We start from the raw sequence: 14,764 nt of genomic DNA, 5'->3' as shown, positions 1-14,764 counted from the left end.
GACTTGAAGTCACGATATGGGGGCGCGGCGGGCCATCAGGGTGTTCCCGGGCGGTGTCGGGAGGCCGGCACCGCCCGGATTGGCCATGCTGGGCGAGGAGGCACCCTTCCACGCGACAAGGAGCACGGTATGCCGACGGATCCGGTCGGACGATTCCTCGAGGCCCTGGACCCGGATCACCGGGAGACGGTCGGCGCCAAGCCGCGCGAGGAGCAGGAGCAGCTCGCGGCGGCCTGGGAGCGGGAACTGGAAGCGGACACCGAGCTCGACACCCTCGACGAGCTGTCCCCGCCGGCGGCAGAGGCCGAGGCGGCCCGCCGCGTCATGGACCGCACGACCGACTAGACCGAGGCGAGGTGGACTGCGCGGGCGGTTGGCCGGCCGAGGCGGACTGTGCGGGCGACTGGCTGGGCTGAGGCGGATGTGCGGCCGGTTGGCTGGGCTGAGGCGGGTAGTGCGGCCGGTTGGCCGGACGGGAAGGGGCGGGTCGTTCCCCTGGACGGCGGACGGGCCGGACAGGAGTGGACCGGGCCGCCCCCCCCGGACGGCGACCGGCCGGACCGGAGTGGACGTTCGGCTCGATGGCCCGCCGCCCTCATGAACTGTGCGGCTGGACAGCGGCCAGCCCGGACCGGTATGGACCGGGCCCCCGCCCCGATCCCCGCGGTCGGCGGTCGGCCGGTTCGGAGCAGACGTGCGGCTGGTTGGGCGCGCCGCGTTCATGGTGCGGCCGGACGGTTGGCCGGTCGGCCGGAAGGAAGCGGGTCGCGTGAGTGGACAGGCGGTCCGCGGCAGATCGCGCAAGTGGACGGGCCGGGCCGGAATGGACGGGGCCGCCGCCCCAACCCCCGGGTCGGTGATCTGCCGGCCCGGAGCAGACGTACGGCTGACACTTAGGCCCGCCGCGTTCATGAACCGTGCCGCCGGACGGTGGCCGGTCGGCCGCAAGGGAGCGGGTCGTACGAGCGGATGGCCGGACCGCCGTAGACCCTGCAAGCGGCCGGAACGGGCCGGAAAGGGCCGGGTCGTTCACCCGGACGGGGCAATCCTGGGGTCGAGTCGGGGGGCGGGCGCATGTCCGGCGTTCAGCCGGTGAGACATCGGGCATGGACGAACCGACATCGGGCGGCCCGCTGCCGGCCCCGCGCCGCCCGACCGTGCCCCACGTCGTGTTCACGGCGGACTTCGGCTCGACGGCCCAGTGGGTCGCGGGCCGCTCGTGGGCCTATCCGGGCGGCGGCCCGGTCAATCCGGACGACGACAAGCTGGACCACCTGGTGCCCGACGCCGATCACAGCCGCTCGGGGGTCTTCCGGGCCACCCGCCGGCCGGACGGCAGATGGAACACGGGCCTGCTGACCACCGAGGGCAGTCCGCAGGGGTTCATGGTCCGGCCGGGAGACGTGCTGGAGACCCGCGTACGGCTGCCCCGGGAGATCGGCGCCTGGCCGGCCGTCTGGACCTGGCGGGACGGCGACCAGGAGATCGACGTCTTCGAGTACCACCCCGACAACCCGGACCTGCTGGAACTCACCAACCATGTGCACGACGCGGGCCACGACCTCCACGACGACGCCGTCCGCCCCGGCGCCTGGGTGGACCTGCGCACCGAGTTCGGCCCCCGCTCCGTGGTCTGGTGGCTGAACGGCGCGCGCGTCTTCGCCGACGGCCGCGGCGTGGGGCGCGCCTGGCGGGCCCACCTCATCGTCAACCTCTCGGTGTGCGCGGGGCGTTACCACCCGCCGCCCGCACCCGGGACGACCGAGATGTCGTTCGAGGTGAGCAGTCTGGTCGTACGGCGTCCGTCCGCACACGGCGGACGGCCCGGCGAGGCGGCCACGGCAGTGGGCGGCGAACCGGTGACGTGACCCCGCCCCCGTGGAAACGGCCCGGCCCGGACGTGCCGGGCGCCTGCCGCGCCTGCCGTCGGCCCCCGGCCCCCGGACGGCCGTACTCCCGTGCCGGCCCCCGCGGCGCCCGACCCGGCCCGCCGACACACCCACGGCTCCGGGCGCGGGCGCCGACGCGCGGCCGCGCCCGCTGTCGCGCCTCGACGAGCCGGAGGACCCCCGCGCACTGGAGGACCCCGCGCATGGGAATGACCCGACGCGCGCTGCTGCTGGCGGCCGCCCTCACCGGCGCCGCGGCGCCGGGCGCCCGCGCGGCCCGCGATCCCTGCGACGCCCTGCGCCACCGCTGGCTCACCCTCGCCCTCGGCACGGGCTACGACCCCGGGGCCGAGCCCTACGCCTCCCGCCTCGCCCGACTCGGCTCCCAGGCGCGGGAGTTCGAGCACGGCATGGCCCCGGCGCCCGGCTCGCTCTGGCCCGGTCTCCCCTTCGACCCGCCGAGCGGGATCACCCTCAGCTACGGCCGGCTGTGGACCATGACCCAGGCCGCCGTTCAGCCCGCCACGGGCGTCACCGGCGACCCCGGCCTCCTCGAAGCCGTACTGCGGGGCCTCGACCACCTCTCCGCCACCGTCTACAACCCCTCCACCACCCGGCACGGCAACTGGTGGGAGTGGCAGATCGGCAGCCCACGGCTCCTCATGGACATCACGGCCGCCCTGTACGACCACCTCGGCGCCGGGCGCGTCGCGGCGGCCTGCGCGGCCGTCGACCACTTCGTGCCGGACGCGCTGCTCACCGGCTACTCCGGCACCTCCACCGGCGCCAACCGCGTCGACCTCTGTCGCTGTGTCGCCCTGCGCGGTGTCCTCGGCCGGGACGCCGGCCGTATCTCCCTCGCCCGGGACGCGCTCACGCCCGTCTTCCCGTACGTCACCCGGGGCGACGGCCTCCACGCCGACGGCTCCTTCGTCCAGCACACCTGGGTCGCCTACTCGGGGACGTACGGCCAGGTCCTGCTCGACGGACTCGGGCGGCTGTTCACCCTGCTCGCCGGGTCGCCGTGGGAGATCACCGACCCCGCCCGGCAGCACGTCCTGGACGGCGTCGAGCACGCCTTCGCGCCGTTCGTCCACGACGGGCTGGTGATGGACTGCGTCAACGGCCGGGCCATCAGCCGCGGTTGCCTGAGCGGCGACGACGCGCACCTCATGCGCGGCGACCACTACCAGGGGCAGGCCCTGATCGCCGCCATCGCCCTGCTCGCGGGCGCCGCGAGCGAGGCGGAGCGGGAGAGATGGCACGGGCTGGTGAAGGGATGGACCGAACGGGACACCGTGACACCCTTCCTGACGTCCGCTCAGCTCGACGTGGCCGACCTGGCGCGCCTGCACGCCGTCGCCGGCTCGTCCGTCCCCGCGGCCCCCGAACCCCTCGGGCACCGCCTCTTCCCGGCCATGGACCGCGCCGTGCACCGCGGCCCGCGCTTCACCGCCGCGCTGTCCATGGCCAGCGACCGCATCGCCCACTACGAGTGCGGCAACGGCGAGAACCCGCGCGGCTGGCACACCGGCTCCGGCATGCTCTCCTGGTGGCCCGTCGGCCGGGCCGATCAATACACCGACTGGTACTGGCCCACCGTCGACTGGTACCGGCTGCCCGGCACCACGGTGTCCACCAGACGGCTCGCCGACCGGGCGGGCGGCGAGTGGGGCGCCCCGAAGCCGGACGTGCGCTGGGTGGGCGGCACCACCGACGGCGAGCACGGGGCCGTGGGCCAGCACCTCAAGGGACTCGGCTCCACCCTGGAGGCCCGCAAGTCCTGGTTCTTCCTCCCCGACGCCGTGGTCTGCCTCGGCGCCGGCATCACCTGCGCCGACGGCGTCCCGGTCGAGACGGTCGTGGACAACCGCAACCTCGGCGAGGGCGGCACCCAGGCCTTCGCGCGCGGCCCGGGCTGGGCCCATCTGGAGGGCCACGGCGGCTGGCTCCTGCCCGGCGGCGGCACCCTGCGCACCCTTCGCGAGGACCGCACCGGCGCCTGGGCCGACATCAACACCGGCGGCACCACCGAACGGCGTACCCGGCGCTGGCAGACCCTCTGGCTCGACCACGGCACCGACCCGGCCGGCGCCGGGTACGTCTACGTCCTGCTGCCCGGGGCCTCGCGCGCCCGCACCGCCGCGCTCGCCGCCGACCGGGACTGGCTGCGCGTCCTCGCCAACGACACCGACTGCCAGGCCGTCTCGGTGCCCGGCGCGGGCGTCACGGCCGCCACCTTCTGGCGGGCCGGTACGGTGGGGGAGCTGACCGCCTCCGCGGCGGCGAGCGTGCTCCTGGTCCGCCGGGGCCGCACGGCCACCCTGTGCGTGAGCGAGCCGCCCCGCACGGGAGTGCCGCTGGAGATCGTCTGGGACCATCCCGTGCGCGGGGTGAACCGGGCCGGCGACGGCGTCGTGGTCCTGCCGGCGGACCGCCGTCTGAGGGTCCGTGTCACTCCAGGGATGGCATGTGCCACCCACGAATGTGTGGCGACTCTCAGGTAACGGCTTTGTGGCACCCCTACAACGCCGGTGCCCTCTGAGCAGTCGGAACGGCTGCACGCCGCCCTGGTTCTGTTCACTGGCACCAGGAAAACGGGCCGGAGACTGTACGGAGTCGACGGCTCGCTTTCCTTGGTGTCCTTCGTAAGGTCGCTACATGACCGTTTTGGAAGAGACGACGGGTGAGCCGGCCGGTGAGCCGACGGACGCGCGCGGACGGGTCGCCGAGCTGCACGAGATCCGTGCGCAGGCAGTGGCCGGCCCCAGCGAGAAGGCGACCGCGGCGCAGCACGCCAAGGGCAAGCTGACGGCCCGGGAGCGGATCGAGCTGCTCCTGGATTCGGGGTCCTTCCAGGAGGTCGAGCAGCTGCGCCGCCACCGGGCGACCGGCTTCGGCCTGGAGGCCAAGAAGCCGTACAGCGACGGTGTCATCACCGGCTGGGGCACGGTCGAGGGCCGTACGGTCTTCGTCTACGCGCACGACTTCCGGATCTTCGGCGGCGCGCTGGGCGAGGCCCACGCCACCAAGATCCACAAGATCATGGACATGGCCATCGCGGCCGGCGCGCCCCTGGTCTCCCTGAACGACGGCGCGGGCGCCCGTATCCAGGAGGGCGTCAGCGCCCTCGCCGGCTACGGCGGCATCTTCCAGCGCAACACCAAGGCCAGCGGTGTCATCCCGCAGATCAGCGTGATGCTCGGCCCGTGCGCGGGCGGCGCGGCCTACTCGCCGGCCCTCACGGACTTCGTGTTCATGGTCCGCGACACCTCGCAGATGTTCATCACCGGCCCGGACGTGGTCAAGGCGGTGACGGGCGAGGAGATCACCCAGAACGGGCTCGGCGGCGCCGACGTCCACGCGGAGACCTCCGGCGTCTGCCACTTCGCGTACGACGACGAGGAGACCTGCATCGCGGAGGTGCGCTACCTCCTGTCGATGCTCCCGCAGAACAACCGCGAGAACCCCCCGCGGGTGGACCCGTCCGACCCGGTGGACCGCCGCGGCGACGTCCTCCTGGACCTCGTGCCGGCCGACGGCAACCGGCCGTACGACATGGCCAAGGTCATCGAGGAGATCGTCGACGACGGCGAGTACCTGGAGGTCCACGAGCGCTGGGCCCGCAACATCATCTGCGCCCTCGCCCGGCTGGACGGTCAGGTCGTGGGCATCATCGCCAACCAGCCGCAGGTGCTGGCGGGCGTCCTGGACATCGAGGCGAGCGAAAAAGCTGCGCGCTTTGTCCAGATGTGTGACGCTTTCAATATCCCGATCGTCACCTTCCTGGACGTGCCGGGGTTCCTCCCCGGTGTCGACCAGGAGCACGGCGGGATCATTCGGCACGGCGCGAAGCTGCTGTACGCCTACTGCAACGCGACCGTGCCGAGGATCTCGCTGATCCTGCGCAAGGCGTACGGAGGTGCCTACATCGTCATGGACTCCCAGTCGATCGGCGCCGACCTCACCTACGCCTGGCCGACGAACGAGATCGCCGTGATGGGCGCGGAAGGTGCCGCGAACGTCATCTTCCGCCGCCAGATCGCCGAGGCGGAGGACCCCGAGGCCATGCGTCAGAAGATGGTCAAGGAGTACAAGGCCGAGCTGATGCACCCGTACTACGCGGCCGAGCGCGGCCTGGTCGACGACGTCATCGACCCGGCCGAGACCCGCGAGGTCCTGGTGAAGTCCCTGGCGATGCTGCAGAGCAAGCACGCCGACCTCCCGTCCCGGAAGCACGGCAACCCCCCGCAGTAACCGAGCGGACCCGCCGCGGCAACCCCGCGGACCTCTCTCTCACGGAGACTGACACCCATGAGCAACGCTGACATCCGCGTCGAGAAGGGCCACGCCGAGCCCGAGGAGGTCGCCGCCATCACGGCCGTCCTCCTGGCCCGTGCCGCCGCCCAGCCGGCGCCTTCGGTCCAGACCCACCGAGGCCGCGCGAAGGCCGGCTGGCGCCGCCTGGAGCGCGAGGGCGGATTCCGCGCCCCGAACAGCTGGCACGGCTAGTTCGCGCCGCTCCGCCGGTTGCACGAAGGGCCCCACCACCATGGAGGGGCCCTTCGTGCTGTCCGTGCCCGCCGCTCGCGCACGGCCGGCGGGCGCAAAAAAGAATCCCCGCGCCCCGGACGGGACGCGGGGGACTACGCGCGTGGCTACCGCAGGCGGGCCATGAGCGCGTGCTCCACGAGCGTGATGAGCGCCGACTTGGCGTCCGCGCGGTGGCGGGCGTCCGTCGTGATGATCGGGGTGTCGGGCCCGATCTGCAGCGCCTCGCGCACCTCGTCCGGGTTGTACGGCTGGTTGCCGTCGAAGCCGTTGAGGGCGATGACGAACGGCAGGCCGCTGTTCTCGAAGTAGTCGACCGCGGGGAAGCAGTCGGCGAGGCGGCGGGTGTCGACCAGGACGATCGCGCCGATGGCGCCGCGGACCAGGTCGTCCCACATGAACCAGAACCGGTCCTGGCCGGGCGTGCCGAACAGGTACAGGATCAGGTCCTGGTCGAGGGTGATACGGCCGAAGTCCATGGCCACCGTGGTGGTGGTCTTGTCCCCGGTGTGGGTGAGGTCGTCGATACCGGCTGAGGCGGACGTCATGACGGCCTCTGTGCGCAGCGGGTTGATCTCCGAGACGGCGCCCACGAACGTGGTCTTGCCCACGCCGAAGCCGCCCGCCACCACGATCTTCGCGGAGGTGGTGGAGCGGGAAGGACCGCCGCTAGAGCTTGCGAAGTCCACTGAGCACCCTTTCGAGCAGTGTCACGTCTGGCTGGCCACCGGCGTTCTCGTCGCCGCCGGGCTGATGGATGGCGACCAGGCCCGCCTCCGCCAAGTCGGCGACGAGGATCCTGGCGACGCCGAGGGGGATCGTCAGCAGGGCCGAGATCTCGGCCACCGACTTGATCTCCCGGCACAGGTTGCAGATCCGCTGATGCTCGGGCAGCTGGCCCTGCATCTGGTGCGGAGCAGCGGTGGTGTGCACCAGTGCCTCGATGGCGAGCTGGTAGCGCGGGCGGGTCCGGCCGCCGGTCATGGCGTACGGACGCACCAGGGGGTTGTTCGATGCGGTCGCGGGCGCCGGCTCGGGGCGGCGCTGCGGCTGCACCGGCTGGATGCGGGGGGCCGGCGGCTGGTCGTAGGGCGAGGGACCGGGGCCCTGCGGCGCGTACGGCTGCCGGTGACTTGGAGCGGAGGGGAAGTTGTACCGGTTCGCCGAACCGTCGTTCTGGCCCTGGGCAGGGCCGTACGACCAGTTACCCGAATGCGAACCGCCTGGGGGTGTTGCCACTTTCTCCTCCTCCGACTGTGCCGGGCACCCATCCGTGTGGAGCCGCGTCCCGAAACCTTACGGCCCCGGGACGCGAATACGCACCGTCCGATTACTAGTTGAGAAGGCTTCCCTGGAGCTCCGCACGGAGATCCGGGGTCAGGACCGTGCCCGCGCGGTCCACCAGAAGGGCCATCTCGTACCCGATGAGGCCGATGTCCGCCTCCGGATGGGCCAGAACCGCGAGGGACGACCCGTCGGAGATGGACATCAGGAAGAGGAATCCCCGCTCCATCTCCACAACCGTCTGGTTCACGCTGCCGCCCTCGAAGATGCGCGAGGCACCGGCGGTCAGCGAGGTCAGACCGGAGGCGACGGCCGCGAGCTGGTCGGCGCGGTCGCGGGGGAAGCCTTCGGACATCGCCAGAAGGAGTCCGTCGGCGGAGACCACCACCGTGTGGGACACCCCCGGGGTGTTGTCCACGAAGTTGGTGATCAACCAGTTCAGGTTCTGTGCCGCCTGGCTCATCGGGCTCACACTAACGCTCCTGGTTGTAGGTGCTGTCAGGACCGAAGCCCTGGCCGTTCGTTTCACTGCCTGCGCTGCGTCCGCGCTGGACGCCTCGACGCAGGTTGCTCAGCCTGCCCCGGACGTCCTCCGGGGCGCGGGAGACCTGGGGGCCTCCCTGGGGGGTGGTTTCCGCGGCGCCCTCGACCAGGTTGGCCTTGGGCACCCGCCGCGGCAGGCCCGAGGCCGTCACCCCGCCCGCCTTCGGCTTCCGGAGCTGGGAGGCCTGCTGCCACCGCTCGTCGTTCGCCGAACGCCAGGCGCTGTCGCCGTTGCTCCCCGGCGTGTTCCCCGGTGCGGGAGCCGGCGCTTCCTGCTGCACGCGCGCCGTGCCGTTCGCGCCACCGGCGCCCTGGGAACCGCTCGCGGCGGCACCGCGGCGGGGCAGCCCGGCGTCGGTCAGCTCGTGTGCGGCGGGGGAGGCCGTTCCCGGACGGTCGAAGCCTACGCGGTTCCGCTCATTCGCGTCAGTGGCCTGTGCGGATTCCGTTTCCGGAGCGTAATGGGCCGGGTAGCCGTTCTGGTAGCCGTTCTGCGGCTGCCAGTCGTCCTGGTACGACGGGCTCTGGGCGGGCTCCGCGTACGAGGGCTCCGGGTAACCGCCGTTGGGGGAGAAGCCGTCGTTCTGCGGCAGTTCGCCGCCCGGAGCGTAGTACTGCTCCTCGTACGACGCCGAGGGCGACTCGGAGTAGGTCTCCTGGTACGGCTCCTGGTACGCGGCCTGCGGCTGCTCCTCGTACGGCTGCCGGGGCTGCTCCGGGTAGCCGCCGGGCTGCCCGTCGAAGGCCGGGTTCGCGTAGGCGGCGGTCTCGGCGTTCTCGTGCTGCTCGGCGGGCTGGCCGTGGTTCTGGGCCTCCAGGGCGGCGCGGCGCCCCTCGCGCATCAGGGAGCGGCCGACCGGGTCCAGCCCGCGGATGTCGTCGGGGACCTCCGAGTACTGGCTGTCGTCGAAGCCGAGTTCGGCGGCCGTGCGCATCGGCTGCACGTGGTTGAAGCTCTCACCCTGGAACTGCTGCTCCGGGATGATCTGCGAGACGGTGAACTCCTCGCGGTCCAGCCGCGCCTCGCCGCCACCACCGTGCGTGATCGCGTCCGGCAGCATGACCAGGGAGGTCGTGCCGGCCTGCTCGCCGGAGGGGCGCAGCTGGACGCGGATGCCGTGCCGGTCGGACAGCCGGCCGACCACGAACAGGCCCATGCGCTGGGAGATCGCGGCGTCCACGGTCGGCGGGTTGGCCAGCTTGTGGTTGATGTCCGCGAAGTCCTCGGCGGTCAGGCCGATGCCCTTGTCGTGGATCTCGATCATGACGCGACCGTCGGGGAGACGGGTCGCGGTGACCCGGACCTTGGTCTGCGGGGAGGAGAACGTGGTCGCGTTCTCCAGCAGCTCGGCCAGCAGGTGCACGAGGTCGGTGACGGCACGGCCGTGGATCTCGGCCTCGGGAACGCCGGACAGCTCGATGCGCTCGTACTGCTCCACCTCGGAGGAGGCGGCGCGCAGGACGTCGACCAGCGGGACCGGCTGGTCCCAGCGGCGCCCGGGCTCCTCGCCGGCGAGGACCAGGAGGTTCTCGCCGTTGCGGCGCATACGCGTGGCCAGGTGGTCCAGCTTGAAGAGGTTCTCCAGCTGGTCCGGGTCGGCCTCGTTGTTCTCCAGGTCGGTGATCAGGGTCAGCTGGCCCTCGATCAGCGACTGGTTGCGGCGCGACAGGTTGGTGAAGATCGCGTTGATGTTGCCACGGAGCAGGGCCTGCTCGGAGGCGAGCCGGACCGCCTCGCGGTGGACCTGGTCGAAGGCGCGGGCGACCTCGCCGATCTCGTCCTTGCTGTGGATCGGGATCGGGGCGACCCGGGTGTCGACCCGGCCGGGGTCGGTGCGGGAGAGCTGGTCGACCAGCATCGGCAGCCGCTGCTCGGCGATGCCGAAGGCGGCGTTGCGCAGCTGGCGCATCGAGCGGCTCATCTGGCGGGCCACCAGGCCGGCCAGCAGGAACGCGGCGAGCAGGGCGATCACGACGACGGCGCCGGTGATGAACGCGGAGGTCTTGGCGTCGTCGGCGATGCCGGAGGCCTCGTTCACCGCCTTGTCGGCCATGTCCGACTCGATCTGGCGGTAGGCCTTGTACTTCAGCGTGTTGACCGCCCACCAGTTCTCGGCGGTGATGCCGTTGGCGCCGAGCTCCTCACGGGTGAGCGTGCTCGTGTCCTTCAGCGTGGCCAGCGCCGAGACCATGGTGTTCGGGTTGGACGGCGGCGGAACGAAAGTCGGCTGCGCCTGCTTGGCCTGCGCGGCGGCCGCGGCGGCGTCCGTCTTGATCTTCTTCTGCGCGTCGGCCAGCTTCTGCGCGTCGGCCTCGGTGCCACCGCCCAGGTACTCCTCCACGGCGATGCGCTCGAGGTAGGCGTACGAGGAGAGGGAGACCCGCTGGGTCGCGAGGTTCGGGGCGTCCGGACCGGGCTTGACCAGCAGGTGCATGCCGATGGACCGCTCCAGCGACAGCGCCGCCTTGGTCAGCGACATCGCGTAGACGGTACGGCCGTAGGAGGTGATGTTTCCGGTGCCCAGGCCCAGCTCGTTGGCGAACTCCATCAGCGGGTGGGAGACCCCGACGTAGCCCTCCTCCGTCTGCACGCCGGTCAGCTTGGAGGTGTACGCGGCCTGCCGCAGCTGCACCAGCTTCGGCTCGGCCTCGCGGAACAGCTTCAGCCGGCGCTGCACGCCCGACTTGCTCGGCATGTTCTGCGCCGCCTGGTCGAAGGCGTTGGCGGCGTCGTCCGTGGCCTTGCGGGCGTCGTCGACGGCCGCCTTGCTCTGGGCGTCCTTCTTGTTCAGCAGCAGCGGTTCCGCGGTGACGTCGCGCTCGTTCTCGAGGGCGTCGGCGTAGGACAGCGCGGCACGTACCAGGCGGGCGGTGCTCTCTGCGTCGCGGGCCTCCTGCCAGGTGTCGATGGAGCTCTTCACCTGGAACCCGCCCATGACGAGACCGACCGCCACGGGTATCAGCAGGATCGCGTTCAGCCTGGTGGGCACCCGCCAGTTCCGGGGAGAGAAGCGGCCGCCGCTCGGCGCGGGAGTGGCCGCCGGCTCCGCACCGGGCACGGGGGTGGGCGCCGCAGCGCGCGGCGGCGGGGTGAAGTTGCCCCGTGCCGACGGCTCGGGACCGTTCTTGCTTCGCCTCACTCGACCAACAACCTCTCGGCGGTCGGCACCTACGTCGTGCCGCAGTCTCTCAGAGCCCGGTTCGTCATCGACTCTGTACGTCATTGACCATTGGGCAGTTCAGGCATTCCAGCACGTGGACCAGCGCACTTCCAAACAGTGGAAACCTTGTGACGGCACCGTTGTAAGTCATAGATAAAACGGTCATAAAGAACGAGCCCCGCCAAAAGGCGGGGCTTTTGTGAGCACAGCGGCATCAGCCGACCGCGTCGCGTGGCGATACCGGGCGATTCCTCTGCCGAACTGTTATGAACACCGGAGCCGACCGTGTCAAAGGCCACAGTCGGCTCCGGTGTGCATACGGCAACTGCCGTACGGCCCGTCGTACTTGAGTGCTAGCGCAGCCGCGCCATGAGGGCGTGCTCCACCAGCGTGATCAGCGCACTCTTGGCGTCGGCGCGGTGACGGGCGTCGGTGGTGATGATCGGGGCGTCCGGCCCGATCTGCAGCGCCTCGCGCACCTCGTCGGGGGCGTAGGGCTGCTGCCCGTCGAAGCCGTTGAGGGCGATGACGAACGGCAGGCCGCTGTTCTCGAAGTAGTCGACCGCCGGGAAGCAGTCGGCCAGGCGGCGGGTGTCCACCAGCACCACCGCGCCGATGGCGCCGCGGACCAGGTCGTCCCACATGAACCAGAACCGGTCCTGGCCGGGCGTGCCGAACAGGTACAGGATCAGGTCCTGGTCGAGGGTGATACGGCCGAAGTCCATGGCCACCGTGGTGGTGGTCTTGTCCCCGGTGTGGGTGAGGTCGTCGATACCGGCTGAGGCGGACGTCATGACGGCCTCTGTGCGGAGCGGGTTGATCTCCGAGACGGCGCCCACGAACGTGGTCTTGCCCACGCCGAAGCCGCCCGCCACCACGATCTTCGCCGAGGTGGTGGCCCGGCCCGCGTCAGAGCTTGCGAAGTCCACTGAGCACCCTTTCGAGCAGCGTCACGTCCGGTGCGCCGCCGTTGTTCTCGTCGCCACCCGGCTGGTGGATGGCGACCAGGCCGGCCTCCGCGAGGTCGGCCACCAGGATCCGGGCCACTCCGAGCGGCATGGACAGCAGCGCGGAGACCTCCGCGACCGACTTGACCTCCCGGCACAGATGGCAGATGCGCTGGTGCTCCGGGAGCAGTCCCATGAGCGCTGCCGGGTCGGCCGTCGTACTGATCAGTGCCTCTATCGCGAGCTGATACCGCGGCCGGGTCCGGCCGCCGGTCATCGCGTACGGCCGTACCAGCGGCTGGTCGCCCTCGTCCCCGTACGGCTCCGCGTACGGATCATGATGGGCGGTGGGCGGGGTCATGAATCCTCCGGGCGGGACAGCAAGTCGGTCAGTCAAGCCGTCTGACGGGGCCGGTGGGGGGATTGTGGCGGCCGGACGGTGGTTTGGTGAGGTAGGTGGTGCCGGGGCCGGTCAGTGGAGCAGACTGCCTTGGAGTTCGGCGCGCAGGTCCGGGGTGAGGACCGCACCTGCGCGGTCGACGAGCAGTGCCATCTCGTAGCCGACGAGACCGATGTCGCACTCCGGGTGGGCCAGGACCGCGAGGGACGACCCGTCCGAGACCGACATCAGGAAGAGGAACCCGCGCTCCATCTCGACGACCGTCTGCGCCACGGTGCCGCCCTCGAAGATCCGGGACGCCCCGGCCGTCAGGGAGGTCAGACCGGACGCGACGGCCGCGAGCTGGTCGGCGCGGTCTCGCGGGAAACCTTCGGACATCGCCAGCAGAAGGCCGTCGGCGGAGACCACCACTGTGTGGGACACACCAGGGGTGTTGTCCACGAAGTTGGTGATCAACCAGTTCAGGTTCTGTGCCGCCTGGCTCATCGGACTCAACTAACGCTCCTGCTGGTGAGTGGGGCTCGGGAAGCTGCCGGTCTGGCCGCTGCCGGCCTGACGGCCCTGAGCGATGCCCCGACGGAGATTGGTCAGCCGTCCGCGTACGTCGTCAGGCGCACGCGAGACCTGCGGACCGGCTTGGTGCTGTTGCTGCTGCGCCGTGCCCGGTACGAGGTTCGCCCGGGGGACGCGGCGCGGCAGGCCGGAGGTGGTGACCCCGCCCGCGGCGGGCTGCCGGACTCGCTCGGCCTGCCGGACGAGTTCGTCGTTCGGCGAGGTGCGCCACGAGCCGGTGGTGGAGGCGGCACGCTGCGGAGCCTGCGGTTGCGGCTGCTGCGTGGCGGGCCGGTTCTCCTGCTGCTGCTGTCCGGCGCCGTGGAACCAGTTGGTCTCCAGCGTGTCGTACAGCGGGGTACGTCCGTCACCCGGGCCGCTGGCCGGCGGCAGCGCCTCCGGCTCCTGGCGGACCGGACGCTGAGGCGCCGGCTGGCGCGGGGCGCCGAACTCGTCACGGCCGGCCGGCTGCTGGCGCTCGAACTGACCGGTGTGCGCCGGGTTCTGGCGGCCGGGCAGGGCGTGCTGGCCCGTGGAGTTGTCGTTGAAGCCCGTGTCGTACGCCTGCGGAGCCGCGAACTGGCCGGAGTTCCGGGCGCCGTCGTCCTGCCGTCCCGGCGCCTGCGTGCCGAACACGTCGGAGCGGACGTACGGCCCGGTGTCCTGCTGGCCGCCGGAACGGTCGTACCCGCCCGGCAGCTGCGCCGCGTCGGGACCGGCGAACTGCCCGGTCTGGCGCGGGTTCTCGGGCTGTGCGTACTGGCCGGTCTGCTGCGCCGCGTCGGGACGCGGGTACTGGCCGGTCTGCTGGGCGACGTCGGGGCGGGCGAACTGGCCCGTGTTCTGCGGGCCGTTGGCCTGGTTCAGCTCCGGGCGCGGGAACTCGCCCGTGGCGGCCGGGCCGTGAGCGTCGATCCGGGGCATCTCGGCGGTCGAGCCCGGGCCCTGCCGGTCGTCCACCCGCGGCATGCGGGCGGTCCCCGACGGGTCCTGCTCGTCGTGGCCGCGCGGGGCGTCCAGCGAGGCACGCGACAGCGGGGCCTGGTTGGCGCTCCAGCCCGAGACGCGCTGCTGCTGGTCGCCGCCGGGCAGTTCGGCCCGCGGACCGCCGCGCGGCGGCAGCTGGGGCTGGCGGCCCTGGTCGGCGGGGCCGGCGGGGCGCTGCGCGGCACGGCCGCCGAAGGCGTCCTGCTGCTGCCCGCCCTGGTTCGAGGCCCCCAGACCCTGCGGTGAGGCCGGCGCCTGCGAGCCGAAGCCGGCCGCGGGGCGCTGCGGGGCACCGGGACCGCCCTGCGGCCCACGCGCGCCACCCGGACGGCCGCCCTGGCCCGCGCCGGGCAGTGCTGCCCGGGGACCCTGGCCGGAGCCGACCTGGCCGCGCAACGCCCACTTCGTCTTCTTCAACAACAAGCAGACCCCGGACAACTCCATCGTCCA

Annotated in this window: 12 protein-coding genes and 1 pseudogene; 5 read left to right on the top strand and 8 right to left on the bottom strand. The window is 71.9% G+C overall.

Going from position 1 to position 14,764, the window contains the following annotated elements; translation table 11 throughout:
• Positions 1-129: 129 nt before the first annotated feature.
• From ACWEN3_RS25360 to ACWEN3_RS25340, 5 genes are all read left to right on the top strand, one after another.
• Positions 130-345: a hypothetical protein gene (locus tag ACWEN3_RS25360; protein ID WP_452975202.1), complete on the top strand. Its 216-nt coding sequence runs from the start codon at positions 130-132 to the stop codon at positions 343-345.
• A 761-nt stretch (positions 346-1,106) separates the two neighbouring features.
• On the top strand, positions 1,107-1,868 hold the full coding sequence (locus ACWEN3_RS25355; protein ID WP_452975199.1) for a beta-glucanase: 762 nt from the start codon (positions 1,107-1,109) through the stop codon (positions 1,866-1,868).
• 224 nt (positions 1,869-2,092) lie between these two features.
• Positions 2,093-4,396, top strand: coding sequence for a polysaccharide lyase 8 family protein (locus tag ACWEN3_RS25350; protein ID WP_452975197.1), 2,304 nt, complete (start codon positions 2,093-2,095; stop codon positions 4,394-4,396).
• 154 nt (positions 4,397-4,550) lie between these two features.
• Positions 4,551-6,146: an acyl-CoA carboxylase subunit beta gene (locus tag ACWEN3_RS25345; protein WP_452975194.1), complete on the top strand. Its 1,596-nt coding sequence runs from the start codon at positions 4,551-4,553 to the stop codon at positions 6,144-6,146.
• A gap of 57 nt (positions 6,147-6,203) precedes the next feature.
• Positions 6,204-6,401, top strand: a complete 198-nt coding sequence (locus ACWEN3_RS25340; RefSeq protein ID WP_452975192.1) for an acyl-CoA carboxylase subunit epsilon — start codon at positions 6,204-6,206, stop codon at positions 6,399-6,401.
• Between the two features lie 146 nt (positions 6,402-6,547).
• Here ACWEN3_RS25340 and ACWEN3_RS25335 read toward each other — a convergent pair whose 3' ends face one another.
• From ACWEN3_RS25335 to ACWEN3_RS25300, 8 genes and pseudogenes are all read right to left on the bottom strand, one after another.
• Positions 6,548-7,129, bottom strand: coding sequence for a GTP-binding protein (locus ACWEN3_RS25335; protein WP_026248371.1), 582 nt, complete (start codon positions 7,127-7,129; stop codon positions 6,548-6,550).
• Complete coding sequence (locus tag ACWEN3_RS25330; protein WP_452975188.1) at positions 7,110-7,679, bottom strand: DUF742 domain-containing protein; 570 nt, start codon at positions 7,677-7,679, stop codon at positions 7,110-7,112. Before ACWEN3_RS25330 ends, ACWEN3_RS25335 begins: the two co-directional genes overlap by 20 nt.
• Positions 7,680-7,773: 94 nt before the next feature.
• Complete coding sequence (locus ACWEN3_RS25325; protein WP_030948713.1) at positions 7,774-8,187, bottom strand: roadblock/LC7 domain-containing protein; 414 nt, start codon at positions 8,185-8,187, stop codon at positions 7,774-7,776.
• A gap of 10 nt (positions 8,188-8,197) precedes the next feature.
• A complete protein-coding gene (locus ACWEN3_RS25320) occupies positions 8,198-11,407 on the bottom strand; it encodes a sensor histidine kinase (protein WP_452975185.1) in 3,210 nt (1,069 codons plus the stop codon).
• Positions 11,408-11,781: 374 nt separating this feature from the next.
• Positions 11,782-12,357 carry a GTP-binding protein gene (locus ACWEN3_RS25315; protein WP_356941722.1) on the bottom strand — a complete coding sequence of 192 codons (576 nt, stop codon included), beginning with the start codon at positions 12,355-12,357 and terminating at the stop codon, positions 11,782-11,784.
• On the bottom strand, positions 12,338-12,736 hold the full coding sequence (locus ACWEN3_RS25310) for a DUF742 domain-containing protein (protein WP_190018688.1): 399 nt from the start codon (positions 12,734-12,736) through the stop codon (positions 12,338-12,340). The genes ACWEN3_RS25315 and ACWEN3_RS25310 overlap by 20 nt, the downstream gene beginning before the upstream one ends.
• 111 nt (positions 12,737-12,847) lie before the next feature.
• Positions 12,848-13,261 carry a roadblock/LC7 domain-containing protein gene (locus ACWEN3_RS25305; protein WP_023546525.1) on the bottom strand — a complete coding sequence of 138 codons (414 nt, stop codon included), beginning with the start codon at positions 13,259-13,261 and terminating at the stop codon, positions 12,848-12,850.
• 9 nt (positions 13,262-13,270) lie between these two features.
• Positions 13,271-14,764 (bottom strand): annotated as a pseudogene (locus ACWEN3_RS25300) (nitrate- and nitrite sensing domain-containing protein); the annotation flags it as partial.

Source organism: Streptomyces sp. NPDC004561 (assembly GCF_053602155.1).
This window is presented reverse-complemented; position numbering and strand designations above follow the sequence as displayed.